General features: G+C 69.2%; 20 protein-coding genes and 2 pseudogenes. 9 read left to right on the forward strand and 13 right to left on the reverse strand.

Translation table 11 applies throughout. From position 1 onward, the window contains the following. Nucleotides 1-307 precede the first annotated feature (307 nt). Nucleotides 308-940, forward strand: a complete 633-nt coding sequence (locus ACY34J_RS16005) for a hypothetical protein (protein ID WP_462727155.1) — start codon at nt 308-310, stop codon at nt 938-940. A gap of 274 nt (nt 941-1,214) precedes the next feature. Further along, nucleotides 1,215-1,901 carry an alpha/beta hydrolase gene (locus tag ACY34J_RS16010; RefSeq protein WP_462727156.1) on the forward strand — a complete coding sequence of 229 codons (687 nt, stop codon included), beginning with the start codon at nt 1,215-1,217 and terminating at the stop codon, nt 1,899-1,901. A gap of 6 nt (nt 1,902-1,907) precedes the next feature. On the opposite strand, the gene ACY34J_RS16015 is transcribed toward ACY34J_RS16010, so the two are convergent. Next, nucleotides 1,908-5,180 carry a CHAT domain-containing protein gene (locus tag ACY34J_RS16015; protein WP_462727157.1) on the reverse strand — a complete coding sequence of 1,091 codons (3,273 nt, stop codon included), beginning with the start codon at nt 5,178-5,180 and terminating at the stop codon, nt 1,908-1,910. A gap of 94 nt (nt 5,181-5,274) precedes the next feature. Here ACY34J_RS16015 and ACY34J_RS16020 point away from each other — a divergent pair, with 94 nt between their 5' ends. From ACY34J_RS16020 to ACY34J_RS16040, 5 genes and pseudogenes are all read left to right on the forward strand, one after another. Beyond that, complete coding sequence (locus tag ACY34J_RS16020; RefSeq protein ID WP_462727158.1) at nt 5,275-5,685, forward strand: hypothetical protein; 411 nt, start codon at nt 5,275-5,277, stop codon at nt 5,683-5,685. Beyond that, entirely contained in the window at nt 5,682-6,668 is a 987-nt protein-coding gene (locus ACY34J_RS16025; protein WP_462727159.1) for a hypothetical protein, read from the forward strand. The genes ACY34J_RS16020 and ACY34J_RS16025 overlap by 4 nt, the downstream gene beginning before the upstream one ends. Nucleotides 6,669-7,174: 506 nt before the next feature. Further along, a pseudogene (locus ACY34J_RS16030) lies at nt 7,175-7,463 on the forward strand (transposase); the annotation flags it as partial. 124 nt (nt 7,464-7,587) lie between these two features. Beyond that, nucleotides 7,588-8,802 (forward strand): D-mannonate dehydratase ManD, encoded by a 1,215-nt coding sequence (gene manD / locus ACY34J_RS16035; RefSeq protein WP_462727160.1) that lies wholly within the window; start codon nt 7,588-7,590, stop codon nt 8,800-8,802. A gap of 47 nt (nt 8,803-8,849) precedes the next feature. Continuing rightward, nucleotides 8,850-10,394: a mannitol dehydrogenase family protein gene (locus tag ACY34J_RS16040; RefSeq protein WP_462727161.1), complete on the forward strand. Its 1,545-nt coding sequence runs from the start codon at nt 8,850-8,852 to the stop codon at nt 10,392-10,394. 170 nt (nt 10,395-10,564) lie between these two features. Here the strand turns inward: ACY34J_RS16040 and ACY34J_RS16045 are convergent, their stop codons facing one another. The 7 genes from ACY34J_RS16045 to ACY34J_RS16075 form a co-directional block, all read right to left on the reverse strand. After that, nucleotides 10,565-11,554, reverse strand: a complete 990-nt coding sequence (locus tag ACY34J_RS16045; RefSeq protein ID WP_462727162.1) for a LacI family DNA-binding transcriptional regulator — start codon at nt 11,552-11,554, stop codon at nt 10,565-10,567. Nucleotides 11,555-11,608: 54 nt separating this feature from the next. Then, nucleotides 11,609-12,883, reverse strand: coding sequence for a hypothetical protein (locus ACY34J_RS16050; protein WP_462727163.1), 1,275 nt, complete (start codon nt 12,881-12,883; stop codon nt 11,609-11,611). Continuing rightward, complete coding sequence (locus ACY34J_RS16055; RefSeq protein WP_462727164.1) at nt 12,880-14,037, reverse strand: N-acetylglucosamine-6-phosphate deacetylase; 1,158 nt, start codon at nt 14,035-14,037, stop codon at nt 12,880-12,882. Before ACY34J_RS16055 ends, ACY34J_RS16050 begins: the two co-directional genes overlap by 4 nt. Further along, nucleotides 14,037-14,804, reverse strand: a complete 768-nt coding sequence (locus ACY34J_RS16060; RefSeq protein WP_462727165.1) for a sugar isomerase domain-containing protein — start codon at nt 14,802-14,804, stop codon at nt 14,037-14,039. Before ACY34J_RS16060 ends, ACY34J_RS16055 begins: the two co-directional genes overlap by 1 nt. After that, a complete protein-coding gene (locus ACY34J_RS16065; RefSeq protein ID WP_462727166.1) occupies nt 14,801-15,577 on the reverse strand; it encodes a glucosamine-6-phosphate deaminase in 777 nt (258 codons plus the stop codon). The genes ACY34J_RS16060 and ACY34J_RS16065 overlap by 4 nt, the downstream gene beginning before the upstream one ends. Before the next feature lie 266 nt (nt 15,578-15,843). Next, on the reverse strand, nt 15,844-18,396 hold the full coding sequence (locus ACY34J_RS16070; RefSeq protein WP_462727167.1) for a DUF4091 domain-containing protein: 2,553 nt from the start codon (nt 18,394-18,396) through the stop codon (nt 15,844-15,846). Between the two features lie 2 nt (nt 18,397-18,398). After that, a complete protein-coding gene (locus tag ACY34J_RS16075; protein WP_462727168.1) occupies nt 18,399-20,546 on the reverse strand; it encodes a glycoside hydrolase family 31 protein in 2,148 nt (715 codons plus the stop codon). A gap of 286 nt (nt 20,547-20,832) precedes the next feature. Between ACY34J_RS16075 and larC the strand changes: the two are divergent. Further along, nucleotides 20,833-20,931: pseudogene (gene larC / locus ACY34J_RS16080) on the forward strand (nickel insertion protein); the annotation flags it as partial. 156 nt (nt 20,932-21,087) lie between these two features. On the opposite strand, the gene ACY34J_RS16085 reads toward larC, so the two are convergent. From ACY34J_RS16085 to ACY34J_RS16105, 5 genes are all read right to left on the reverse strand, one after another. Beyond that, nucleotides 21,088-21,348 carry an HPr family phosphocarrier protein gene (locus ACY34J_RS16085; protein ID WP_462727169.1) on the reverse strand — a complete coding sequence of 87 codons (261 nt, stop codon included), beginning with the start codon at nt 21,346-21,348 and terminating at the stop codon, nt 21,088-21,090. Nucleotides 21,349-21,456: 108 nt separating this feature from the next. Next, nucleotides 21,457-22,203 carry a sugar isomerase domain-containing protein gene (locus ACY34J_RS16090; RefSeq protein ID WP_462727170.1) on the reverse strand — a complete coding sequence of 249 codons (747 nt, stop codon included), beginning with the start codon at nt 22,201-22,203 and terminating at the stop codon, nt 21,457-21,459. Between the two features lie 60 nt (nt 22,204-22,263). Then, nucleotides 22,264-23,580, reverse strand: coding sequence for a PTS ascorbate transporter subunit IIC (locus ACY34J_RS16095; RefSeq protein WP_462727171.1), 1,317 nt, complete (start codon nt 23,578-23,580; stop codon nt 22,264-22,266). A 159-nt stretch (nt 23,581-23,739) separates the two neighbouring features. Next, on the reverse strand, nt 23,740-24,024 hold the full coding sequence (locus tag ACY34J_RS16100) for a PTS sugar transporter subunit IIB (protein WP_462727172.1): 285 nt from the start codon (nt 24,022-24,024) through the stop codon (nt 23,740-23,742). Further along, the gene (locus tag ACY34J_RS16105) at nt 24,021-24,518 is read right to left on the reverse strand and encodes a PTS sugar transporter subunit IIA (RefSeq protein ID WP_462727173.1); all 498 of its coding nucleotides are present in this window, start codon (nt 24,516-24,518) and stop codon (nt 24,021-24,023) included. Before ACY34J_RS16105 ends, ACY34J_RS16100 begins: the two co-directional genes overlap by 4 nt. 369 nt (nt 24,519-24,887) lie before the next feature. On the opposite strand from ACY34J_RS16105, the gene ACY34J_RS16110 reads away from it, so the two are divergent. Next, nucleotides 24,888-25,673, forward strand: coding sequence for a DeoR/GlpR family DNA-binding transcription regulator (locus tag ACY34J_RS16110; protein ID WP_462727174.1), 786 nt, complete (start codon nt 24,888-24,890; stop codon nt 25,671-25,673). The last annotated feature ends 144 nt before the right edge of the window (nt 25,674-25,817 follow it).

Genomic DNA, 25,817 nt, shown 5'->3' on the forward strand with positions numbered 1-25,817 from the left:
GTTGCAGGACAGCGGGCTGCTGCCGCAGTACCAGGAGCTCCACCTCCAGCGCCCCGTCCTTGCACAGGCACAGGCCCACCAACTGCAGAGGCCAACACGTCAACAGGTGGATGCACGACCACCGCTCGCCCCTGAACAGGCGCCCCCACCCCGTCCGCCGTGGAACGCCGCAGTTCAGCGGCCCGAACCCGGGTTTTGCATGGGACAACGTTGGAAGAGCTCACTCACCGCTCCGGCGGACGCGTGCGCCACTGTGAGTATCATCCGCTACCAACGCCACGAAAAGACATACCGAAAGCGAGCTGTCATGTCGGAAATCCTCCCGGAACACCCCACTCTGAAGTCTCAGTATGTCGCCCAAATCGCTGCCGACTTGGAGCGCAACGCAAAGGAGCAGGAACGTATCAGCTCCGAAATGGCCGCTCTGCAGGACCAGTTGCATGCGCTGGAGCGCGACCACGCCCTGCTCGTGAGCATGCAGCAGGCCCTCGCCAGCGAAGCGCCGGCGAACGTGTCCGGAACCGATGTGAGCACCACCTCGGCCGACAACGCTGCCGCCCCGAAGCCCGCGGCCCTGCCCAAGCCGCGCAAGCCAAAGGATGCGGGTAGCGCCACCGGGAAAGGCAAGAGGGAGACGGGGCCGGCCAAGAGCCGTGCCAAGCAGGTCCAGGCAGCCGGGGCACCCACGCTCCGTGTACTCCTGATCGACCAGCTTACCCACCACAACGAGCCACGTTCCGCCGCCGAAGTCACCACCGCTCTCCAACAGGCACACCCAGACCGTAATATCAAGGCCACCGTGGTGCGCAGCACCCTCGAAGCGCTCGTCGCCAAGGGACAAGTCCACCGAACCAAGCAGCAGAAGTCCGTCTTCTACTCGGCTGCCGACACGGAGCCGACCGGCGACACGGCTGAGCAGTCCGCCGCAGCATCCGCCTAAGCTTGTCCTACCTTCCAAGCGTGGGTCTGAGACGGTCATTCTCAAAAGTCGTCGGCCCCAGGGGTAGCATCCGATTCAACCCGAGCCGGAGCGAGCAGGTCTGGTGGTGTCCAGCCTGAGCCGGAGCCAGTCTCGCGAGGCATGAATGGGCCTCTGGGGGGAGGTCTGCTCCCAGATTTCTCCCACAAAAACGAGGTTGCGAAAGGCAGCCGGCCCAGGTCGTTGCGTGCCGAGGCGGTTGCCATCCCGTTACCAGCCGTGCACACTGCGGTCCATGCCGGACAGCGACCGCATCCTGCTCCTGAGCTTCGATGCCGAGGACGGGCGCGTGATCATCGCGCGGAACAACCCGGACCACGCGCGCTGGGTCGTCGTGACGGTCCCCGGCGTCGGTGCGGGGTTACCCGTCTTGGAGAGGCTCCTGGAGCGAGCGGAGGATCTGTTCCGCAAGGTCGCGTCAGGACCGGACGACGACTCGGTGTCCGTCATCACCTGGGCCGACTATGCGGCACCCCAGTCGTCCCGGGAAGCCGGGGCCCCGGCCTTCGCGGCTGCCGGCGCCCCGCGGCTCGCCAGTTTTCTTGCCGGCCTGCGGGTGACGTCAGGGCACTCCGGGCGCCGGCCCGGCCCGGCCCGCATCACCGTGATCGCGCACGGCTACGGCGGGCTTGTCGCAGGTCTCGCGGCGCGGGATCACGCTCTGGACGCTGATGCGCTGGTGCTCCTCGGCTGCGCGGCAGCGGGTGTCGAGACGGTGCACAGCCTGCGCTACGCCGGCCCGGTGTACGCCACATCACCCGATATAAACGGCGACGGCACCCCAGTCGGCGTGCATGGTGCGCGGCCGGACAGCCCCGGGTTCGGCGCGACAGTCCTGCGGTCCGGCCCGCTGTCGTTCCGGGGTGATCCAGCTGTCCGGTACCTGCCGGAGCTGCGCCGGATCATCCTGGGGGAGGTCTGATCGTTTTCACGCGCCGAAGTGCAGATGCGATGCCCACAGGGACGGCGTGCCGGAGTACCGGTCCCGCTGAATGCGGACGGCGCGGTGCAGGGAATGTGCGGCGTGGTTGAGGCCGAGTCTCCCGGTCTGCGGGTCGCGGAGCCAGGTGTAGAAGTCCTCGGTGATCTCGACGGCGATCTCGTCGTCCAGTTCCCACAGCGTCCCGACGACCTGCGGGAAGCCTGCCGCCTGCAGCGCCCCGGCCAGGTGCATCCCCTCCCCCAGCAGGCGCTCGGCCGGGTTCACGGCGGTGTGGCACGCGGAGAGGTAGGCAAGCTGGGCGCCGTCGAGATTGGCGGCGTTGAGATCGGCGACGGTCAGCGGATTCCGTTCGTGGTCGTCCAGCAGGAGCCGGCCGGCCGCCGGGTTGTCGAGATCGTAGCTGCCGTGACAGGCGAAGTGCGCGACGAGGCGGCCAGGCAGCTCCGCCAGGACCCGGTCGCGGTTCGGCTCGGACAGGACGAGGGGGCTGGGCAGGACATCGACCAGCAGCTCGGTCTCGTCCGGGACGTTCCGCAGCTCCGGTAGCCCCGGGGCGGCGGGCATGGCGACGATCAGTGAACGGTTCGCGGAGGTGCTCGTCGCCGCTTGCCGCCGTCGCGCGTGCCGCAGGGTCCTGGCGGTGGGCGTGTAGGAGGATACGACGCGGTCCATGACCGTCCGCCGGCTCGCAGGATCGTCGTGGTGGCCGGCGGCGTGCAGCGGCAGCAGGCTGAGGTACCCGCCAGGCGCCCACCACACCCGAGGCCAGGGCGCGCCGTCGGCGGGGGAACCGTGGTAGCCGAGCACGTCGAGGACCGGGCCTGTGACGTTGTCCCAGAGCCATTTCAGGACGTTCGTGAGGGTGCCCTGCGCCGCGACTCTGTCCCCGGCCGGATCGTGGGCTTCCCGCAGTGCCACGTGGAAAGCGTTGACCTGGTCGATCACCGTTGACGCGGTGACGGCGGGCAGGGGCAGCGCAACGATGCCTTCCGCGGTGAGCAGGAGGGCGTCGCTGCGGTACGCGACATTGAAGCTGACGACCGGGCCCTGGCCGGCCGCGGCAAGAAGCTCCTCAGCAGTGGGAGGCAGGGCGAAGGCGGCGAAGCCCTCCAGGCCCCGGATCTCGCGGAGCGTCGCCGCCAGGGCCGCGGCCGCCCCGATGCGGTCGTAATCGCCGGGCAGCGTCGGGTCGGCGTCCCGATCCAGAAGATCACGTAAAGCGGTGAATCGCGCCGCCAGTTCCGGGTGGGTCTCCCGGAGTCCGGTCAGGTCGCCACGGGTATCCAGGAGCTGGCTCAGCAGCACCGCACGCCCTGCCTCCAGCAGCGAGAGGGCGCGCCGCGCGCGCTCCGTCAGCGGCCGGGTCCGGTCGGCCAGTGCCAGCGCCGCGGCATCGTCGGCGAGGCCCGCGGCCGACTCGATGGCGCCCTGCTGTTCGTCACGGCGCATGCGACGCGGCGCCACCTCGGGCAGCAGATTGACCGCCGTCTCCAGTAGGTCGGAGGCGAGCGCCAGATCCTCCCTGCCAGGCGTAGGAGCTTCGGCGGCCAGCCATGCGCCGATCTTTGCGCCCTGTACCCGTAGCCGTGGCGGCGCTGCAGGGGAGCGGACCAGCTCTGCTATGACTCGAAGTGCCTCCGTGCGGTCGGCCTCGCGACCGGGCTCGTCGCGGGAATCGCGACGGTGGCGGGCGCGGGTGATACGGGTCAGCAGCGCTTCCCCGAGGACCAGCAGCCATTTCGGCCGGTCGAAGTCATCCCCGGCCATCGCGATGGCTTGACGTGCGGCGTCCACCGCCTCATCGATATCTGCCGAGTACGGGTGCAGGTCGAAGCGGGTCCGCAGCAACTCACAAAGGTTCCCGAGCACGTCTGCCCGGACCTCGTCGTTCTCCGACGCGATCCATGCTGCACGGCGGCCCATCTCCACGGCTTCCTCAAGGTCTGCCTCGTCTCGGTCCGCCAGGAACCGGAGTTTCATGGTGTCGCTCAAGGACACCAGACAGACGACATTGTCGGGATCCATATCAAGGGCGTGCTGACACGTCATCACGGCTTCGTCGAGGTCCGCTCGCCTGCCTGCCCGGTTGAACCGGAGCTTGAGCGCGTAGCTGAGCGAAGCCAGGTTCCTGGCGCGCGCGGCACCATCAGCACTCATCGTCGCGACCGCCTCCCGGCGTGCCTGGACGAGGGCATCCGCGTCAGCCAGTACGTCAGTCCACTCAAATCGCCGCGTCAGATAGGCACCAAGCAGGCGCTGCACCTCCGTGTGCCCAGGCTCATCGTCGTTCTTCGGGGCGTTCCAGAGGCCCGCTGCCCGTGCCTGGATGTACCCACAAGCCCGGCTCGCCCGTGGCTGTCGCCCGGAGGCCGTCTCCGCGGCGGCACGCCGAACGAGCCCGATCGCCGTGTCGAGATCGGCCAGAGCCCCAGTCGTGCGCGCGCGGCTGTCCAGCACGACAGCCAGGCTGATCAGCAGTCCCGGCGAGAGTTCTGGGTGTGCTTGAACCGCAGCGCTTCGGGCGAGGTCTGCCGCCTCGTCCAGGTCAGCTCGCGTGGCCGAGTGGTCGAAGCGGGCGTGCAACGCGCAGCAGAGATCCGACAGGCAGAACAAGCGCTCGGCGTCCGTCGCCGCGCTCGCCAGGGCGCTGCGCAGGACAGCCACGGCCTCGTCCAGGTCCGCCGGTGTCGTCCGGTCTTCGAAGCGGGTCACCAGCGCATGGCCCAGTTGGGAGAAGCGCTCGCTTCGCTCGGCGTCGTCGGCCGGCGTCGCGTCGGCGATCGACCGCCGGGTGGCGATCACCTCGTCCAGGTCGCCGGATTCGCCGGAGTGCCGGAAGTGTGCCCACAGCACGCGCTCGAGCTGGAGCAGGCAGAAGAGGTAGTCATCGTGGTCCTCCGCCGCCGAGATCGCAACGGCGCGACGAGCAAGGGCTGCGGCCTCATCCAGGTCCGCCGTCGTGTCCAGCTTCTCGTAGCGAAACAGCAGCACGGTGCTCAGGCCGGCGAGCAGGTACGCGCTGCCGGGATCGGCCTTGAAGGCCTGCCGGTTGACCGAGACCAACTCGTCGAGGTCTGCCACGTCGCTTACCAGGTGCCTGGCCGGGATGTCCCAGCGTTCTTCCTCATTGAGGCTTGCGGTCAGGTTCTCGGCTGTCGCGATCACATCAGGCGCCCACGCCTGCGACGGATCACCGGTCTCTCGGATCCCCTGCATGAACTCACCGAGCAGCAGCAGAAGTTGGTCGCGGCGTCCCATCCGATCCTCCTCGTGGCGGCGCGTCTCAGCGTACGATGGCAGCACCCCGCAGCGTCGGGGTCTGGGAGTCGGCCGGCATCCGGGAGAAGGCCCAGTGGCACGCGGCAGTACGCGGACGACGGAACAGGTCGCTGACGGTATTTCACACGTCTGCGAGAACATCGGGCAGATCCGCGCCACCTTGGAACACGGCCCGGCGGACGGCCTCCGGCGACTCGATGAGCTGCTCGCCGTCCTGCGCGACGGGACGGACCCCACCGAGCTGCTCGAGGCCGTTCATCGCGCCCTGCGGCGGGCGCAGGACGCCATCGGCGTCTTCGGACGCACCCGTGACGCGTCGGTGGTGACCCTGGCCGGGATCGACGCCGACCGGCCGGGCGAACCGGTCTTGCTCTGCCCGCGCGCCGGTCATCCGTGCGCCCGCTACGCCTGGCCAGGGCCGGACGGCACCCCTGTCTGCCATGTGACGGGCACTCCCCTCCGGCGCACCACACTCGCGAAGTGAAGGAGATTCTCGGCGGGTTCGGCACCGAACTCGGCAAGAGCCTCGCCGACAAGTGGCTGAGCCTGCTGGCGCTCCCCGGGGCGCTGTATCTCGCCGTGTCCGCGACCGCCCGAGCCCTCGGCCAGTCGCAGGCACTGGATGTCTCTCACCTCGTCCGCCAGATCACCGCTTGGGCTCATGATCCGGCCGTGACCACCGCAGGCGGCCAGATCGTACTGCTGGCAGCCGTCCTCGCCGCGTCTGTGGCAACAGGTCTTGCGGCCCGCGCTCTGGGGTCGGCGATCGAACGGGGGGTGCTGGCAGCGGACTGGCGTTCGTGGCCGCGCCCGGCACGCGCCCTTGCGCGACGCCGGACTCAGGTCCGCCGGAACCGATGGGACGAGGCACACCGCGAATACAGCGGCCGGTGGGCCGAGTCTGCGCGCGCGCTGGCACTGAACCGTCGTCTCGACCCGGGAACGCGGCATTCCGCGCTCCGCACCAGGGCAGCGGTCTCTGTGGAACGGCCGGACCGGCCGACCTGGAGCGGTGACCGGATCCACGCCGTTTCTGTGAGGCTGCTGCGTGACCATCGCTTGGACCTGGCCTTGATCTGGCCGCACATGTGGCTGATCCTTCCTGATCTGGAGCGCAACGAGATCATCGCGACACGTACTGCCGTCGCCCGTGCTACCGAACTCGGCGCCTGGGCGGTGCTGTACGCGCCGCTGGCGTACGTGTGGTGGCCCGCCGGCATCATCGCGGTGCTGCTGGGGGTGACTGCTCGTCTGCGCACCCGCGGCGCGACGGACGGATACGCGCGGCTTGTCGAGGCAGCCGTCCGCCTGCATGCCCGCGAACTCGCGCAGTTCCTCGGCATCGATTACGCCGGACCGCTGCCCGCTGACGTCGGCGACCGATTCAGTGAGCTGCTCGGCTCCGCGCCACCGGTGGTGCCGGGCGCGGGGCTGGAGTCAGGCCGATCCGACAATCAACCGGCCTGAGGACGCCTCCGCCCTCTGGCACCTCTCGCACTCCCGGCACCGCGGTGACAATCGTGATCACGCCCCTCCCGCCGCGCTGTGCTCGCTCTCGGCGCTGGGGCAGCAGTGGCCGCTGCCGTTCCGATGGGCATGAGCGCCAACGCGGTCAGCGTCCGGCCACCACGAGATCAACTTGCGCCGCTGTGACATCGACGTCAATGGCATCTCTGACCGAGCCTTTCCCGGACCTGTGATCCCCTCCCGTGGAATCACTGAGTACCGGGCGGTGCCCGTCGCACGAAATTCGTTCCCGGTTCTTCCGACGTCGTGTGACCAGGTGACGCAGCACAGCGACACCCGCATGAACATCAAGGCAGGGGTCTTGCGGACGGGACATCGCTCCGTCGCGGTGGGTTCGAGGACCGGGGTGGGCGGAGGTGGCAGATCGGCCATCACGGTCTCCCGTACGGCGCGCGAACAGGTGGTGAGGGAGCCCGGCTCACCGGCCGGCACGCAAGGCAGGGCCCATGGCGCAAGGATCATGCGGCCGGCGTCGGATTTCGCAGGCCGGGGCCGTGCTGCGGTCGAGACGGTCCGCAAGACAGGTCTGGTGCGGCGATATCGGCGGCGCCGGCGCCGTGGCGCAGACCGCGGGCGGTGCACGATCCGGGCAAGATCCTGCTCGAAGTGGCACTCGTGGTGGCGCTGGGCGGGGACTGCCTGGCCGATGTGGGCCTGCTGCGAGCCGAGCCGGCTGTGTTCGGGCCGGTGGCCTCCGACCCGACGGTCTCCCGTCTGATCGGCACGCTGGCTTCTCCCGCATCCTCACCCATCCCCGTGTTCTTCCGGGCTTGCTGTGCAACCGGTTGCATGCCAGGCTACGCTGCCGTCCCCGGACAGCAGCTGAGTCCTGTTGCCGCGAGTAAGGAATGAGAGCCTCATGAAGATCGTCGCCGCCGACGTCATCGTGACGTGTCCCGGACGCAACTACGTCACGCTGAAGATCACCACCGAGGACGGGATCACCGGCCTGGGGGACGCCACCCTCAACGGGCGCGAGCTGTCCGTCGCTTCCTATCTGCGCGACCATGTCTGCCCGATGCTCATCGGCCGCGACGCCGACCGGATCGGGGATACCTGGCAGTACCTGTACCGGGGCGCCTACTGGCGGCGCGGCCCGGTGACGATGACCGCGATCGCCGCGGTCGACTGCGCGCTGTGGGACATCGCCGGCAAGGCGGCCGGAATGCCGGTGTACCGGCTGCTCGGTGGTCAGGCCAGGGACGGCGTGATGATCTACGGTCACGCCAACGGCCGGAGCGTCGACGAACTGCTCGAGGACGTGGAACGGTTCCTCGACAAGGGCTACCGGGCGGTGCGCGTGCAGGCCGCGGTGCCGGGCCTGGAGAGCACCTACGGCCTGCACGGCCAGGGGACCGGGATGACGTACGAGCCGGCCGATGCCGCCGTGCCGACCGAGAATGTGTGGGACACCGGCGCCTACCTGGACTTCGCACCGGCTCTGATGGCCGCGGTACGCGAACGGTTCGGGTTCGGCTTCCACCTGCTGCACGACGTGCATCACCGTCTTTCACCATTGGAGGCGGCGCGGCTGGGGCGCTCTCTCGAGCCGTACCGAATGTTCTGGATCGAGGATCCGACCCCGGCGGAGGACCAGGAGTCGTTCCGGCTGATCAGGCAGCACACGACCACGCCGCTGGCGGTGGGTGAGGTCTTCAACTCGATCTGGGACTGCCGGGATCTGATCACCGGCCGGCTGATCGACTACATCCGCACCTCGGTCTCACACACCGGAGGCATCACGCACCTCAAGCGGATCTTCGACCTGGCCGACCTGTACGGGGTGCGCACCGGCTCGCACGGCGCCGGTGACCTCTCTCCCGTCTCCTTCGCCGCCGCGCTGCACCTGGACCTGACGGTGCCGAACTTCGGCATCCAGGAGTACATGGGGCACCTGGCGCCCGCCGAGGAGGTGTTCAGGACCGAGTACACCTTCACCGACGGATACATGCACCCAGGTGATTCCCCGGGCCTGGGCGTGTCCATCGACGAGGAGGCAGCGGCTCGTTACCCGTACACCCCGAGGAGCCTGCCCGTGAACCGGCTCCGCGACGGCACCATGCACGACTGGTGAGATGCGCGTCAGATGACCGCGGCCCGACCACGAAGGAGCAGCCGGCAGTGCCCCCGACAGCAGACAGCCCGCCCACCCCGCCCCGGCTCGACGCCGATACGGCCGGGGCGCTGTCCTCGGCCGTCCGTCCCAGGCCGGGCGGCCGAGGACGATCCACCGGGATCGTGCACATCGGTCTGGGCGCCTTCCACCGTGCGCATCAGGCCGTGTATACCGAGAACGCCATGGCTGTCTCGGGGGAGGACGAGTGGGGGATCCTCGGGGTGAACCTCCGCTCCACCGCCGTGGTGGAGAACCTGCGTCGGCAGGACTGCCTGTACACCGTGCTGGAGCGGGACCGCGACTTCGCCCACGCCCGCGTCGTGGGGTCGCTGCGGGAAGCGGCGCATCTGCCGAGCGAACCCGGCCGGGTACTCCAGGCGTTGGCGGCGGAGTCCACCCGGATCGTCACCGTCACGGTCACCGAGAAGGGCTACCGCCGCGACGCGGTCGGCCGGCTGAAAGTCGATGAGGAGGTGCGCGCCGACGCTGACCGATTGAGTTCCCGCGCCGGCGGCGCGGCGGACACCAGTCCGCCGCGGACCGTGCCCGGTCTGCTGATGACGGGACTGAAGCGACGGCTTGCGGCGGGCGGTGCTCCCCTGGCACTGGCCTGCTGCGACAACATCCCGGCCTCGGGGGAGACGCTCCGCACCCTGCTGGAGGACTTCTGCCACCTGCTGCCCGCGGAGCACTCCCGTCCGCTGCTGGACTATCTCTCCGGCGCGGTCGGCTTTCCGTCGTCCGTGGTGGACCGGATCGTGCCCGCCACCACGGAGGACGATCTCGCGGAGGTGGCCGAGGCGCTGGGCGTGGTGGACCGGGCCGCGGTGGTGGCCGAGCCGTTCTCGCAGTGGGTGATGACCGAGGAGTTCCCCGCGGGGCGCCCGGCGTGGGAGCGGGCGGGTGTGACGTTCACCGACGACGTCACGCCTTACGAGCAGGCCAAGTTGCGGATGCTGAATGCGGCGCACTCCGCTCTGGCGTATCTCGGTGGGCTGGCCGGTCACGAGTTCATCGCGGGTGCGGTGGCCGATCCGCTGCTCGCGGAGGCAGCGCGCCGGCTGCTGACCGAGGACGCCGTCCCTGTGCTGAAGCCGCCCGAGGGCGTTGATCTCGATGAGTACGCCGCCGGCGTGCTGCGGCGGTTCGCCAATCCGGCCTTGCCGCACCGGACGGCCCAAGTGGCGGCGGACGGCTCGCAGAAACTGCCGATCCGGCTGCTGGGCACCGTGCGCGATCGGCTCACGGCCGGGCGCGAGCCGCGGTGGGCCGTATTGGCCGTGGCGGCCTGGTTGCGCTACACCGTGGTCGCGGAGTCCGACGAAGGCCGAGCGCTTGCCGTGCAGGATCCACTGGCCGGGCTGCTGTGCGAGGCGGCCGGGCCCGAGTCGGGCTCCGGGCTCGGCTCGCGCCTGGACGGTGTGCTTCGTGCGACCGATGTCTTCGGCGAGGGGCTTGTGGAGAACCCCACCTTCCGGGCGCTGCTCGAGGAGAGCGTGCGTCAGCTGGCCGCTCACGGTGTCAACGGCACACTCCGCCGCATGCTCTGACCTGTGGTGACAGGACGGCCGACGTGACCGACTCCGAGCAGTTACAGGACAGGGCCATCAGCGGTGGGCCCGTCCGTGCGGGGCCGGCGGGTGTGCGGTGTGGGACGGCTCGCTCCCCCGCAGGGTCGCCGCCCGGCCGGTCGGGGCGGTCGGGGCGGTCGACGGGTTTCTCAACGTGCCGCCGGTCCCGTGGTGGATCGCAGCACCAGCGGGCACTCAAGAACCTGCCGGTCCGGCGAGCGCCGCCCCTCAGACGGTTCGAGGAGCAGCCGCACCGCCAGCTCGCCCGCCTCGGAACAGCGCGCGGCGATGGTGCTCAGCGGCAGGTAGGTGCCGGCCAGGATGTCGTCACAGCCCAGGACGCTGACGTCGGCGGGCACCGCGAGGTGGTGCTCGGCCAGCCCTCCGATGACACCTTGGGCGACCACGTCGTCGAAGGCGACCACGGCCGTGACTCCGGCGGTCACCAGATCCGGCACGACCTCCTTGGCGCCGGCGTAGGTCGCCGGCGTGGCACGGCACTTGATCAAATCCAGACCGTGCTCGCGGGCATAGGCTGTGGCCGCCTTCGCACGCTGCTGATCCGACCAGGACCGGGCCGGTCCGCCGACGTAGGCCAGCCGGCGGTGCCCGAGCTCGGCCAGATGCCGCATGCCCTGCCGTACTCCGGCGCTGGTGTCGATGAGCACGCGCCGGACGCCCTTGACGTCGCGGTTGATGACGACGATGTTCCAGCGGTCGGCCATCGCCTGAAGACGGCTCGCAGGCAACCGCGGCGACACGATCAGCAGCCCCTCGACCTGGGGCGCCAGCCGGGCGATCAGCTCTTCCTCGCGGGCGGCCTTCTCGTCGGAGTCGCCGAGCAGGCAGCATAGGTCCTGTGCGTCCGCGTACGATTGCGCGGCTCGGATGATCGGTGGAAAGAACGGGTTCGCGATGTCCGGCACGATCAGCGCGAGATTGCCGTATCGGCCGGTCGACAGCGCACGGGCGACGCGGTTGGGGCGATAGCCGAGTTCCTGCGCCGCGGCCTTGACCCTTGCGACGGTCCCGGCCGGCAGCATCTCCGGCCGGTTGAACGCGCGCGAGACCGTGGAGGTCGCGAGGCCGAGATGTGCCGCGACCTGACTGATCGTCGCCGCGCCGTGAGCATTCCCCATAGGGTGCAGCCTAAAGGGATCGCGGCCATCCGGCGGATCTGACCCGATTGGCGCTCATGCCGATCCGGCGGCGAGGCCGGCCGCCAGCTCGGCCACTCGCGCGGCCGCCAGCTCGGCCGCCCCTGCGGCGAATGGCGCCGGCATACCGTAGTAGCGGTGGGCGTCCAGGATTTCGTACGCGCCGTGCGCGTACTCATCGGCGGTGGGGAGATATCCCGGGCAGCCGTTGGCGTAGCCGAGCACGATCCGCGACCGGCCGGCGGGCGCCGACCGTCGCAGCGCCACGGCGGTGGCCAGGAAGGGCTCGCCGGGCAGCGCGAGCAGTTCCACGGCTCCCCAGCGCAGCGCGCTGACCGTGCCGCGCCAGCTGGTCGCCGCCGCACGGGCCGGCCCGTTCGCCCAGTCGATCCAGGAGGACAGCAGCTCGGCCTGGCCCGGCTCGGCGGTGGCCCGCTGCCGGGCCCATCGCGCCGCCAGCCGGTCGGGAGGCTCCTCATCGAGGGTCGCCAGTCCAAGCTCGATCGGGACGCAGCCGGCAGCGATCGGGTCCGTCGGTCGGATCGGCCGGTAGCGGGCAGTCAGGACCGCGTCGGCGATCAGGCCGCCGATGTGCGCGCACGCCTCGAACGTGCGGGCCGGGGCGGCCGTGGTCGAGTACGACGCCTGGGCGCGGTGGCCGGTGTTGATGTCGCCGGCGCAGCCGGTGAGGAAGAGCGCCGTGGAACCGGTGGCCGCCTGTTCCAGTCGTGCCCGCACCGCACCCGGGTAGTCGGCGGTCCACCGCGTGTTGCCGGCACCGAGCACGACGGGGTGACACGGGTAGCTGACCAGCCAGGCCCGCACCGCGTCCGCGGCGTCGACGAAGCGCAGCGCCTGTACGACGGCCTCGGCGGGCCGGCCGCCGTGCCGCCGGTTCGCGGCCACCGGGAGCGGGCCGGTCTCGGCGTATTCGATGCGCAGCGGACGCCGTTCGCGCAGCGCCTCGGTGCCCACGGCTATCGCGGCGGCCGTGATCGTCTCCAGGTACGCCGGCGCACCGGCCGCGCCCAGCCGTCCGGGCATGACGGACGGACCTCCGTGGGTGTGCGTGGCGGTGACCACCACATGCTCATCGGCCGTGGGCAGCGCCGCCCGGATCCTGGTGCAGGTGTCCTCGTGCAGCCCGCAGACGTCCACGCTGATTACGCAGGTCTCGCCGACGGCAAGGGCGCGCACCGTGATCGGGTCGTGGGTGCCGGTGGCGGGCAGCGTGCGCGCGGCGAAGCCGGACATCGCGATACCCGGCGGTGGCGTGACGTCGCGCACCGCCCATCCGACGGGCACGGTCATGCTCGCCCTCCCGGGTGCTCGACGCCGGCGACCACGACCTGGCGCATGCGCAGGGTGTCCTCGCCGGGAGTGAAGGCAAAGGTGATGAGGTCGGCAGCGGCGCCGGGTCGCAGGGCACCGCGTTCCGGCGACGCACCGCTCAGCTGCCGGGCCGGATTGCCGGTCGCCAGCCGCAATGCCTCCCCGAGTCCGATGCCGGCCAGCCGGGTCGCGATCGCGACGCCGTCGGTGAGGCTGCGCGCCGCACCGGCCAGGTATGGCGTGCCCGCGTGGGACAGGCGGCCATCGGGCGACAGCTCAACCTCACCCCCGACCGGCGTGGTGTAGCGGCCGGACGGGGATCCAGCCAACGCGGTGGCGTCGGAGACGAGGTGCGCCCGGTGCGGGCCCAAAGCCCGGAGCATCACCGTGAACGTGTCGGCGGGCAGGTGATGGCCGTCGGCGATGAGGCCGGCGCGCAGCCGGTCGTCGGCGAGCTGGGCCCAGATGTAGTTCGGGTGCCGGGCCAGCATCGCGTGCGCTCCGTTGCCCAGGTGGGTCGACAGGGTCGCGCCGGCGTCGGCGGCGGCGCGCACCTGGTCGGCGGTGGCGTGTGTGTGCCCGACGGCCACCTGGACGCCAAGCGCGGTGACCTGGCGGATGAACTCCGGGCTGCCGGGCCAGTGCGGTGAGAGGGTCAGCATGCCCACCAGGCCGTCAGCGGCCCGCTGCCAGCGGCGTACCTCCTCGATGTCCGGAGGCCGGATCGAGGCGGCGTCGTGCACGCCGCGCGGGCCGTCCTGGTCGGACAGGAACGGCCCCTCCAGATGTACGAACGGGATGGCGTGCGCGATACCCGGATCCTGCGCGCGGGCGGCGGCGATGACGGCCAGCGCGGCATTCAGCCGGTGCTCGCTCGCGGTCACCAGTGTCGGCACGACCGTGGTGACGCCGATGGCGCGCAGAGCGTTCACCAGGCCGCGCACCGTGTCGACATCGACGTCCGCGGTGTTGACATCGTGGCCGGCGAAACCATTGACCTGGAGGTCGATCAGCCCCGGGGCGATCCATCGGTCCGGGCGATCGTCGACCTCGGTCACGGCGTCGATGATCCGGCCCGCTATGTCCACGCGCAGCGCCCGGCCGCTGACCGGGTCCCGCCCGACGAGCCGCATCAAAGCGCGCCGACCCGGTCGCGGAATCGGGCCAGGAACCGGCCGTTGGCCTCGTCGCCGCCAGGCGCGTTGCCGCTGCGCCACACGGGCGGGTCGACGCCCCGCTCGACCAGTTCGGCGACGGTCGCCAGGACCAGGACGTTGAGGGTGTACGCGTTGGCGAACGTGGAGACCGCCGCCAGCCGCTCGGAGACCTTCTCCATGCTCACCGCTGTGTCGCCGATGGGGACCTTGGTGTCGATCGCGACGTCCACCAGGTCGTGCAGATTGGCCTTTGACGGGTGCCGGGCCGGGTGGCCGGGGGCGGTGCCCTCGGCGTGCTCGCGCGAGCTGACGCCGATCAGCCGCACCCCGCGCTCGCGCGCGGTCAGTGCCGCGTCGATCAACGCCGCGTTGATGCCGTAAGCGTTGACCAGGATCAGCACATCATTCGCGCCCAGGTCGGCGTCATCGATGACGACGCGACCGTATCCCGGCGTGCGCTCGACCGCCATCGAGCGAAGCGCGCCGTTGGACAGCAGCGTCCCCTCGTCGAGGATCGCGGACATGTGCATGAGCCCGCCGGCGCGGAAGAACACCTCCTGGCTGGCCAGGTTGGAGTGGCCGCCGGGGCCGAAAATGTGCACAAGCCGGTCGGCGGCGATCTGGTCGGCCAGCACGACCGCGGCGGCGTCGATGTTCTCGGCCTCCTCGTCGCGGATGCGGTTCAACAGATCGGTCACCACACCGAGGTACTCGCCGGACAGTCGCCGGGTGCGATCACTCATTCGGGGGCTGACTCCTTGTCCAGGTAGAGGCTGACGGCCTGGTGGGTGCGCAGCGCGGTGGCGGGGTGCCGGCCGGAGATCGGCGCGCGCAGGGCGGCCCGTACGGCCTCGGCCTTGCTGGGCCCCGGGACCATGCAGAACACGCGGGCGGCCGACAGCAGGCGCGGGATGGTGACGGTGAGGGCGTGCGTGGGCACCGCCTCGACGGTTTCGAACAGCCCGTCCTGCACCTGCTGCTCGCGGCTGGTCTCATCGAGTCGGACGACGCGGACCGGCTCGGGGTCCCGGAGGTCGGCGGGTGGGTCGTTGAAGGCCAGGTGGCCGTTGACGCCGATGCCGAGCAGGACCACGTCGAGCGGCGCGGCGGTCAGCAGGGCGCCGTACCGCTCGGCCTCGGCCTGCGGATCCGCGCCGGGGTCGATCAGGTGCACGCTCCCGAGGTGCACCCGGTCGAAGAGGGCTGCGCGCAGCCAGTTGCCGAAGCGCTGCGGCGCCTCCGGGGAGAGCCCGAGGTACTCGTCCATGTGGAAGGCGGTGACCTTCGACCAGTCGATACCGGGCTGCTCGGCCAGCGCGTGCAGTGTCTCCTGCTGGCTGGGGGCCGCGGCGAACATCACCCGCACGTGCTCCTGCGACCGGGTGAGCGACCGCAGCAGCGCGCCGACGTCGGCGGCGGCGGCCCGCCCCAGAGCCGTCCGGTCGTCGTGCACCCGGACGTCGAGTGGGCGGGACGACGGTCGGGTCGTCGAGGCATACCAGTCAAGCGAGTGCATGGTCACCTTCCCCCAGGCGCCCGGCGTTCACGTCTCTCGCCGGTAGGTTGCGGGACAACGTTTCATGCAACCGGTTGCATGTCAAGGTCCGTCATATCCGTCGCATCGACGATGCCTCGAAGCGACGGCTCAGGCTGATTCGGTTCCGGCACGCTCGAGAGCCAGGAGCAGCCCACGACAATCACCCGGCCACGCGACGACCATGGCCTCAACGGAACCGGCGTTCCACGGCTGAGCCGTGGAACGCCGGTCCGTGATCTCTGATGTCAGCGTTGGGATCTGTCGAGGTTTGAGATCATGTCGCCGACCTTTGTGCGCCACGCGCGGTAGGCCGCCGGGTCCTCGGTGTAGTCGATCGTGCTGCCGACCACGTTCTTCGGCACGTCGAGCAGCGCCTCCGCCTTGGTGAGCTCGTCGCCGGGCACATTGTGAGACTGTTGTGCCGTCGAGACTCTGTCCCGAAGAGCCTCCAGGAGGTTGTAGTCCTCCATGCCGTCGCGGAAGTTCTGGATGCGGATGGACGCCAGCGGACCGTTCGGGCCCGGATAGAAGAGCGAGCCGTCGCCGTTGGCGGAGTGGAAGACGCCATCGACCGTCTCGCCCCACGTTGCCGGGTCCCAGCTGCTGAAGACACCGTCTGCCAGGGCGGAGTGGTTCACCCAGCGCTCGACCCGGTAGTAGAGCATGCCGTCGACGCGGTGCTTGTGGGCCATCGGTCCCATCAGCACCCGTGTGTCGATCGGCGGATACCCGTTGAACCAGTTCGCGTAAGGGTGGCCGACTCGCACGTACGGGTACCACCAGACCTGCTCACCCCGCTTGCGGGCCTGTTCGGCGGCTGCCGCGTCGTACTTCGGCACCTCGGGCACCCAGATGTCGATCAGGCCCTTCAGTCCGCTCTCCTCGCCGAGGGTGGGGTCGATGAGGGTGGACATCGTCCTGAGCTCGGGGAAGCGCGCCTTGATCTGGCGCAGGACCTCGCGGATCGCCGGGAAGTACTCGGGCCGGCTCTCGTCGAACCCGTAGATGTACGCGTGCTGGAGCAGGCCCGCGTCGCGGTACTTCGCGGTCCACTCGTCGAGCCGCCCAAGGATCTCGTCGATCTTCGGCTGCCAGGAGCCGGGGTTGTTGGGGTCGAACTTCCGCGGGTCGATGTAGAAGATGTTGAAGTTGCGTAGGCCGTACTTGCTCTTGAGCTCCTGCAGGTCCTCCACCGACGGCGGATCACTGCGGTAGATGTTGTCGGGCTCGAGCTTGAACTGCTCAAGGAAGTCCCAGAACTTGGCGCGCACTCTCTTGAGCTCGTCCGGATCCTTGATCCCGTATACCGACGCCAGGTTCGCCGGGTTGAAGGTGATGGCCGTGGGCTGTGCCGGTCGGGTGGGGAGAGTGAACGGCCAGACTTGGACGTCGACCGCGACGTCCTCAGCCCTTCCTCCTTGTGTCTCGGCCCGCAGCGCCACGCGGTAGCGACCCGGCTTCATCGTCTCCGGGGCGTGCAGTTCGACCCAGAAGGGCTGTACGTCTCCGCTTGCGACATCGACGGAGTCGAGGTCGCTGCGGATGGGATCGGGCGTCCACCCCACGTAGTCGGCAGGGCGTCCGGCCGACGGTCGGATGTGGTAGTACGGCGACTGCTTCGTGTAGAGGGAGCCAACCGGGTGCACGCGAGCGGCGAGCGTGTCGCCGGAGACGGGGTTTCCTTCGGCATCGGTGACCCCAGCGACGCGGACGCGGACGTCCTCCAGCCGTCTCTCGTATGCCATCACGGCGATCTGGACGTTCTCGTGCTCGTTCCGGGCGAGTTTCACCTCGGCGGGTTGCGTGAAATCGCAGGCGCACGGGAGCTCTCGCGGGTAGACGAGGTTCATCGAGTCGGCGACTCCGACGCCGATGTCGGCTCGTGGCCTCGCTCGGCGCGCCTCGACGAGTGTTCCCAGCCGCTGGACGGCTTGACCGGCCGCCTGGATCTGGTCGCTGAGCGTCTGCGCCGCGGAGAGTTCCAGGTCCGCGTCCTGTGCTTTCTCCCGCAGGTCCGCGAGCCTCCGCTGGAGCGCCTGCACCTGTTCGTGCAGATAGCCGTCGGGGCCGGCGGTCGACGCCCCAGGCAGGCGACCTGCCACGCGTTGCAGGTCGGCCTGGGCCCGTTGTACGCGGTCGTCGAGGCGCATCGCGTTGATCAAAGGGTCGGTCAAACGGGAGGTGGTGGCCGTGTGTACGGGCTGATCTGTCGTGAGCTCGAGCCCGTCGACGTGGAGGGTCTGGTCCCACGGCGTGCGGTACATGTTCTGCCAGCGCGTCAAACTGATCTTGACGAAGCTCACATGGGCCACATCCACCGCCGAGGCGATGTCGGAGACGGGGATGTCGACGGGCTGGTAGCCGTACCCGGGCACGGTGACCGTCCGCTGGTATGGCTTGCTCTCCCCGGTGCCGCCGATCCATATCGTGACAGCGGTGGGGTGCTCTCGGGGATTCACCAGGTCGACGGTGAAGAACCGGTAGTCGTTCCAGTCGACGGATTTGAGCGCTTGGCCGGCGTCGAGCTGGATCGCGGGGTAGTCCTTACCTTGCGGAGTCGTGAATCCGGGTGCGTCGAAGCGCAGGCCGGAGCGTCCCTCGGTCGCGAACTCGGAGTCTTGTGCGACACGGTCCAGCTTTGGCGCCCGGACCGTCACGGCGTTCGCGGCGGCTGCGTCCTCGAAGCCGGCCAAGGTGACGACGCCGGCCGGGGACGCCCCCCACGCCGACGCGCTGGACGCCAGTATGAGGGGGAGCAGGGCGCTTATCACACGCAGATGCCTTCTCGGGCCTGGCATGACTACTCCTTGGATAGGCCGGCGGGCGGGACGTACCCAGGGGCGAGGGCCGAGAGCGCCTCGCCCGTGTGCTTGTCTCCGAGCCGGACGAACACGGGGTTGTCGGCGAGTGGGGTGGGGTAGTCGCGCAGCCATGTCGGCCCGTGCCGCACCTTGCGGGTACGCACATCCAGCCAGCTCCCCTCCGGGAGGTAGATATCGCGCTGCGTGGCGGAGGTCAGTTGCGGTGCGGCCATGACGGCCGATCCCAGCAGCCACTGGTCGGTCAGCGTGTACGTCTCCGTGTCGGCCGGGAAGTCGTAGAAGACGGGCTTCATGACCGGCTCGCCGGTACCCACCGTCTCCTTGGAACGGTTCCAGATGTAGGGAGCCAGGTTGCGGTGGCGCTGGATAGCTTTGCGGTAGAGGTCGATGGTCTCCTGGTCGTACGCCTCGCTCTGCCCGGTGCGCGTGTTGGTGACACCGAGCGGTGAGGTCGACGAGTACATCAGCGGCATCAGCGCGGCCGCCTGGGCCCACCGGACGAGGAGGCGCTTCTCCGGCGGGGGACCGGTCATCGATCCGCCGATCATGTCCGTCTCGACGAACGGGTAGCCGATCGTGACCTCGGCCAGCGCCTGCGTGACGCCCAGCTGGAGACCCTGCCAGTCGGTGTACTTGTCCGCCTCGCGCGTCACGAAGCCATGCTTCTGGCGCCCCCAGGAGATGCGGATGCCGACGCCCTGCAGGTCGAACTTGTCGGCGGACTGGGCACCGAAGTCGAGGTAGTCGACGGGCTTGGTCCCCGGATAGGGCCTGCAGTGCGGTTCGTAGAAGCGCGTGTCGAACTTGAACCCGTCGACGCCGTAGCTCTCCATGAGGTGGCGCAGCTTGCCCTCATACCATGCACGGGCCGCCGGGTTGCCGAGGTCGACGATGCCGGCCACGCCGTTGTAGACCTTGCACGTCTTGGTCGGATCGGTGCCGTCGCGCATGAGGTAGCCGAGACGCTCCGCCTCGGCATAGGCCGCGGAGTTCTCGCGGAGCCACAGCCCTGTCCACAGGCCGAAGTCCATGCCCATGCGGTGGATCTCTTGGCTCATGGCGCGTGGGTCCGGGAACTTCGTCCGGTCGAAGTCCAGATCGCCCCAGACGCGCTCCCAGCCGTTGTCGAGCTGCACGCCATGGCCCGCGAGACCGTTGTCGGCCAGGCCGTGAGCCCACTGGAGGACCTTCTGCTGGTCCATCCCCTGGTAGAACTGGGCCCAGCTGTTCCAGAGCGGAGAGGCGACCTGCTTGTACGTGGCATCGATCTTCTCCGGTGCGCCGACGATGCCGATGTAGTCGCGGTAGACGTCCCGCGCGTAACGCTCCACGAACACCGTGCCGTGGAAGTCATCGCCGTCTTTGACAGTGAACCTGCCGAGCCCGTCGGCACCGTCGTTGATCGCCACGTCCATCTGCCGCGTCGTGTCGACCCACACGCCCGCACCGGAGGAGGTGAACCAGAACGGGTCGACCTGCAGGATGCTGGACGGATCGAACGCCGCGTCGTGCACCTGCCCGGTCTCCAACGGCCAGGGTTGCGCCCGGTTCCCCACTTCGCCGTGGCCGTACCAGTGCCCCGCCGAGGACAGCCTGTAGCTCTCCCCGACAGATCGAGCAGACGCGGCCTCGTTCGCCCCGGCGCTCTTCTTGACCTGCCAGTCGAGGTGATAGCGATCCGAACCGGCAGTGATGCGGTAGTCCACCACGTGGTCCGGCGAGGTGGTCGCCAGGGTCAGGCTCAGGACGGCCTTCTGCTCGTCCCAGTGCCAGGAGCGAACGCTCGTCGCGTGGTGCCAGCTGTCCCCGACGAGGAATCTGACCGGCCCCTGTGCGCCGTCGCTGGACGGGGTCGCGAGGACCGTGCGCCCGGACCTGACGGTGGTGACCTGCAGGGCGTCGGTCTGGATACGAACACTGTAGCCGGGTGGGGAGTTGGCGGTGTCCGCGGCGCCGACGCGGAGGACGAGGACATTGCCCTGCTGATCGACCTCGGGCGCGGGCGTCGTGGACTCGGTGCGTGCGGGGCTCTCCGCGGCCGCAACGGCTGAGAGGGGCGCGAGCAATGTCGCGGCCAAGGCGAGCACCAGCGAGTGCCGTGGTCGTTTCGCTCGGCGGGAGAGCATGGGAGGACCTCCTCGAAGGCGATTGATAAATAATGCTTGAACCAGGGGCATTGCGCGCATGATTGCGCAGGCCATCAGGCCGGTCAAGGCCCCTCGGCATCACTTTTAGTGCGATTGGAGAGCGCCGCAGCTCAGGCCAGGTGTGCGCATTCATGCTTGAAGGAGGCAACTATGCGCCATGTTTGAACACGACGCCACGCAACCGTCCGACCTGGAGAGGGCGGAAGGGAGCAGCGATGTGCAGGATCTCGAGCGCAGGTTCCCCGCGGAGCGGAGGGGCGCGTACATGGCGCGCCGGCAGAAGAGGCTCTTCCACGAAGTCGGTGCGTGGGACTCCATCGCGGACGTCGTGGGCGTCTGCGCCGCACTGCACGACCTCGGGATCACAAGACTCACAGCGAGTGCCGTCGCCGTCGGTTCCGGGCGGGTGCGCGTGGCTCCCGGTCGGCGCAGGAAGCAACGGGAGCACGCATGGTTCCCGGACCGTCCTCGCTTTGCGACATCGAACGAAGCGTCAGCGCACGTTCGCGCCACATGGTCTTCAGTCGCCGCGTGCCAGCAAGCCGGACAGCATGTCGAGGACCGAGTCGGCGGCGTCGCCGTCGGCTGTGAGAACGACCTCGTCGCCGTGCCGCGCGCCCAGGGTCATCAGCCCGAGGAGGCTGGAGGCGTCGACGGTGGCCTTGCCCTCCTTGCCCACCCGTACCGTGATCGGCTGCTTGGCGGCCGCCTTGGCGAAGTCCGCCGCCGGGCGTGCGTGCAGACCTTCCTTGGCGGCGATGATGACGCGGCGTTCAGGCATGAGCGCCTCCTTTGGAGGACTGTAGGGAGATGAGGATCGGGGTGCGGCGCCGCCACGGAACGGTGAGGTGACGGCGAGCGCCCTGCGATGGCGGGGCTGAGCGGCCTTTCAGAGGTAGAAGATGCGGTCGCCGTTCTCGGCGAGAAGCCGCGCGTTCCATTCCGTGCCGCCGTCGACATTGGCGGCCAGGAACACCGGCGGGGTGATCCCCCGTTCGATCAGCTTCTCGACGGTGGCGGCGACCAAGGCGTGCAGGAGTGCCGTGCTCGTCACGCCCGAGGCCGGGCAGAAGCGCTGCGGCATCTGCTCGCTCTCCAGGATCGCGTCCCCCTTGTCGACCTTGTTGTCGAGGACGAAGTGGGCGAAGTCCTTCATCTTCTGTCCGGAGTCGTGCCGGGAGGCGACCGCGTCCGAATAGGCGTGCGAGGTCACGCCGATCACGGTGATCCCGCGGTCGGCCGCCAGCCGTGCCATCTCGATCGGGACGGCGTTGCGGCCCGAGACGGACACGACGATGAGGACGTCGCCGCTGCGAATCGGCGCGTTGTCGAGGATCACCTGGGCGTATCCGGGCAGCTTCTCGATCCCGGTCCCGACCGTCGGGGGCCGGGTGTCGAGCGCGGCGATGCCCGGCCCGAACAGCGGGTTCACCAGCATCAGACCGCCGGCGCGATAGACGATGTCCTGGACCGGCAATGAGGAGTGGGAGCACCCGAAGGCGAATAGCCGCCCGCCGCCCGCCAGGCAGTCGGCGATCTCGCCGGCCGCCTCCCCGATGGCCGGAACCTCCTCATCGCGCAACCGTTGCAGCAGGTCGATCACTGAGTCCAGATAGGACGTGCTGAGCTCACTCACCGATGGATGCCTTTCGCAGGTTGTCGGTCGGTGGACGGCCGCGGGGGGTGCTGTACGGCATCAGAAGCCGAACAGGCGGCCGACGGCGTCGATGGCGATGGCCGGGATGATCAGGTCGGGCACGGTGAATCCAATCCCGGTGGCTCCGAGGGCGGTGAGGTCGCCGAAAACCTTGAACTCGTAGGCGTAGCTGATGAGGAACCAGCCGACGAAGCCCCAGAGGAAACCGCCCGCCCAGGCACCGCGGCGGCCGCCGGTGGCGTTGCCGAAGATGGCGCCCGCGCCGGAGGCGAAGAACGCGACGATCATGCTGGGAATGGGCACCGGCCAGCCGATCGCGGCCATCAGCGCCATGCCGGCGATCTGCCCGATCAGGCCGGAGATGAGGCCGACGATCAGCGCGTTCGGGGCGAAGGGGAAGATCACCGGTACGTCGAGGGCGGGCTTGGCGTTCGGGATGACCTTGCGGGCGATCCCCTCGAAGGCAGGCACGATCTCGGCGATGAGCATCCGCACGCCGTACAGCAGGATCAGCATGCCCGCGGTGAAGCCGAGCGCGGCCAGGAAGGTGAAGACGGCCCAGTTCTGGCCGTCGGAGATCTGCTTGGTGAAGGTGGCGGTGTCCTTGCTGATGACCGCCGCGGTGCCCGCGATGAAGGCCACCAGCATCATCATCAGCGTGGTGGACACGGCGATGTCGCGGAAGAAGTTGAGCTTCTTGGGGACCTTGTAGTCCTCCGTGCTGTGCTCCGGGTTTCCGATGAGCTTGCCGAAGCCGGCGGCCAGCATGTTGAGCGAGGTCTGCCCGTGGGCGAAGGCGACCTGGTCGGAGCCGGTTATGCGGCGCATGACCGGCTGCGCCAGTGCGGGCGCGAGCGTCATGTAGGCGCCGTCGGCGATCGACGCCGACGCCACCGTCCAGAACCCGTTCATGCCGAGGCTGTGGAAGAGGATCGCGAAGCCGGCGGCATGGACCCAGATCATGTGACCGGTGAGGTAGACGTACCGGAACCTGGTGATCCGGGCCAGCACCAGGTGGAAGGCGTAACCGAACAGCAGGGTCAGCCCGATCAGCGTCCCCAGTTGGTGGACGTCCTTGGTCTGGATCGCGCTGACGACGGCCTCGTCGAAGGTCACGAACGTCTTGACGCCGCCGGTCGGCAGAGCCATCTCGAACATCTTCTGAATCGGCGTCAGCGATTCGAGCAGGACCGTGACGCCGCCGGCGACGATGAGCAGGCTCAGCACCGTCTTGATCGTGCCGCCGACGATGTCGCCGAGCGGCTTTCGCTGGACGATCAGCCCGATGAGGGCGATGCACCCGACGATGATCGCCGGTATCTGGAACAGGCTGACGACGAACTCCAGGGCTTCCATGGGGGCCTCCAGGGCCAGGCAGGGGGCGGCGCCGGCATCGCCGATGCCCGCCGAGGCATCGCCGTCAAGGTGGTGGACGTGAGGGGACGACGACGGGGGGCGAGTCAGGGCGGGAAGGAGATGGGAACACGCGGGGGAGGGCGGGGGCGAACAGAGGTCTCAATCGCTGTGCATGGAGCGGACGGTGTCGAGCAGCTTGGTTTCGATCTCCTGCTTGTCGACGAGATTGTCGATCAGCACAACGGCGGAACCGGCGCCCGTGACATGCGACTCCATGTCCCGCGTCGTGACGACGATGTCCGCCTGCATCGTCTTGAACGAGCCCAGGTCAACCGGGTCCACGCTCGCGTCGACCTTCTCGTCGGCGAGGATCTCGCGGATCCGCATGGCGAGCATCATGCTCGTGCCGAAGCCCATGCCGCATACGGTGGCGATCTTGATCAACGGGTTCCTCCGCCGGTGTCGTCGTTGATGCCGGTGTCGTCGTTGATGGAAAGGGCCGCGCGCAGGTCGCCGTCCGTCCGGGCCTCCCGGACCCTGGCCAGCACCGGGGCGTCCAGCAGCAGCGCGCTGATCCGTTGCAGGGCAGCGATGTGGGCGTCCTTGTCCACGGCCGCGAAGGGGATGACCAGGTCGACGGGGTCATTGGCCGGATGGCCGAACTCGACCGGCTTCGCCAGCGTCAACAGCGCGATCCCGGGCCGCAGGACGCCCTGCTCGGGCCGGGCGTGCGGCATCGCCACCCCTGGGGAGATGACGATGTACGGCCCGAACTCGGTCACCGCCGCTCGCATCGCGTCGGCGTAGCGGGACTCGCAGGCTCCCGCCGCGACGAGCAGCCGCCCCGCCTCGTCCACCGCCTCCTCCCAGGAGGTCACGTGGACGCGAGCCCGGACGGTGGAGGCGGACAGGAGTGCACCGAGGTTCCCGTCGATCATCTGTAACCCCTTGACCTGGGGAGTCCATTTGGCTGCAACTCTTAGCTTGGTTATGCTCACTGAATGGGGATAGCGTGCAGAATCGATCAGGGCATGTCAAGGTTTGACTTCAGATGATCCGGTCGGCGTACGTCGCGGTACCGTCAATTCCAGTGGCCGGCCGACAGCGCGACGCACGGCGCCGACAGGTCGCCGACAGGTATCCGTGCCGCTCAGACCCGGCGGCGTGCAGAATCGCATACGGAGGCCGGAAGGGCCGCGATCGGGGGCCACAGCATGATCGCATCGGCGCGTTGGGCCCCCGCCATGTCCAGGCGCGGTCTCCGTGCTCTGCCACCACCCGCTCGATCCATTGAAGGAGCACCATCCGTGAACCGCTATGAGCGCCTGAACGCAGTCTTGGAGCTGCTGTCGGAGCAGGGCCGCCTCGAGGTGGACGACATCACAAGGGCGCTCGGCGTGTCGGCGGCGACGGCCCGTCGCGACCTCGACCACCTGGCACAGCAACAGTTGCTGACCCGCACGCGCGGGGGCGCGGTGGCCAACGGGATCGCCTACGACCTGCCGCTCCGTTACAAGACCGCCCGCAACGCCGATGAGAAGCAGCGCATCGCGCACGCGGCCGCCCGGCTCGCCTCCCGCGGCGCGGTGGTCGGCCTCAACGGCGGCACCACCACGACGCAGCTGGCCACTGCGCTGGCGACCCGCCCCGACCTCACAGGATCGGCCAACGACCTGGCCTTCACGGTGGTGACGAACGCGCTGAACATCGCCTACGAGCTCACCGTCCGCCCGCATGTGAAGGTCGTCGTCACCGGAGGCGTCGAGCGGCCGCAGTCCTACGAGCTGATCGGCCCGCTCGCCACCCGGATCCTGGAGGACATCTCGCTCGACATCACGTTCCTCGGGGTGGACGCGATGGACCCGGAGGCCGGCGCGACCGCGCATCACGAAGGCGAGGCGAGCATCAACCGCCTGCTGGCGTCGCGTGCCCGCAAGGTCGCGGTCGTCGCGGACTCCTCCAAGCTGGGCAAGCAGGCGTTCGCGCGGATCTGCGACACCGATGACGTCGACGTGCTGGTCACCGACACCGCGGCTCCGGCCGACCTGCTCCAGCGGTTCAAGGACCGCAACGTGGAAGTGATCACGGCCTGACGGTCCCGCACCTTCACGCCCCGTGCCCGGGCGCCCGTTCATCCGCGCCTGCCCCGAGCGAGCGGACGCCGCCCTCCCCCTGAGCGAGTGTGCTCACAACATCATGAAACCCATCACCGATTGACATGATGGATCACGCTCTCG

It is taken from the genome of Streptomyces sp. HSS9-12 (assembly GCF_054963655.1).

Coding starts and splice junctions, on each gene's coding strand:
- ACY34J_RS16055 (WP_462727164.1), bottom strand. CDS start 14,037: ATGCGGCTCGTCGGGCGGGACCCGGTCAGCGGCCGGGCGCTGCGCGTG.
- ACY34J_RS16085 (WP_462727169.1), bottom strand. CDS start 21,348: ATGCCTGAACGCCGCGTCATCATCGCCGCCAAGGAAGGTCTGCACGCA.
- ACY34J_RS16095 (WP_462727171.1), bottom strand. CDS start 23,580: ATGGAAGCCCTGGAGTTCGTCGTCAGCCTGTTCCAGATACCGGCGATC.
- ACY34J_RS16010 (WP_462727156.1), top strand. CDS start 1,215: ATGCCGGACAGCGACCGCATCCTGCTCCTGAGCTTCGATGCCGAGGAC.
- ACY34J_RS16050 (WP_462727163.1), bottom strand. CDS start 12,883: ATGACCGTGCCCGTCGGATGGGCGGTGCGCGACGTCACGCCACCGCCG.
- ACY34J_RS16015 (WP_462727157.1), bottom strand. CDS start 5,180: ATGGGACGCCGCGACCAACTTCTGCTGCTGCTCGGTGAGTTCATGCAG.
- ACY34J_RS16075 (WP_462727168.1), bottom strand. CDS start 20,546: ATGCTCTCCCGCCGAGCGAAACGACCACGGCACTCGCTGGTGCTCGCC.
- manD (WP_462727160.1), top strand. CDS start 7,588: ATGAAGATCGTCGCCGCCGACGTCATCGTGACGTGTCCCGGACGCAAC.
- ACY34J_RS16105 (WP_462727173.1), bottom strand. CDS start 24,518: ATGATCGACGGGAACCTCGGTGCACTCCTGTCCGCCTCCACCGTCCGG.
- ACY34J_RS16070 (WP_462727167.1), bottom strand. CDS start 18,396: ATGCCAGGCCCGAGAAGGCATCTGCGTGTGATAAGCGCCCTGCTCCCC.
- ACY34J_RS16065 (WP_462727166.1), bottom strand. CDS start 15,577: ATGCACTCGCTTGACTGGTATGCCTCGACGACCCGACCGTCGTCCCGC.
- ACY34J_RS16060 (WP_462727165.1), bottom strand. CDS start 14,804: ATGAGTGATCGCACCCGGCGACTGTCCGGCGAGTACCTCGGTGTGGTG.
- ACY34J_RS16005 (WP_462727155.1), top strand. CDS start 308: ATGTCGGAAATCCTCCCGGAACACCCCACTCTGAAGTCTCAGTATGTC.
- ACY34J_RS16045 (WP_462727162.1), bottom strand. CDS start 11,554: ATGGGGAATGCTCACGGCGCGGCGACGATCAGTCAGGTCGCGGCACAT.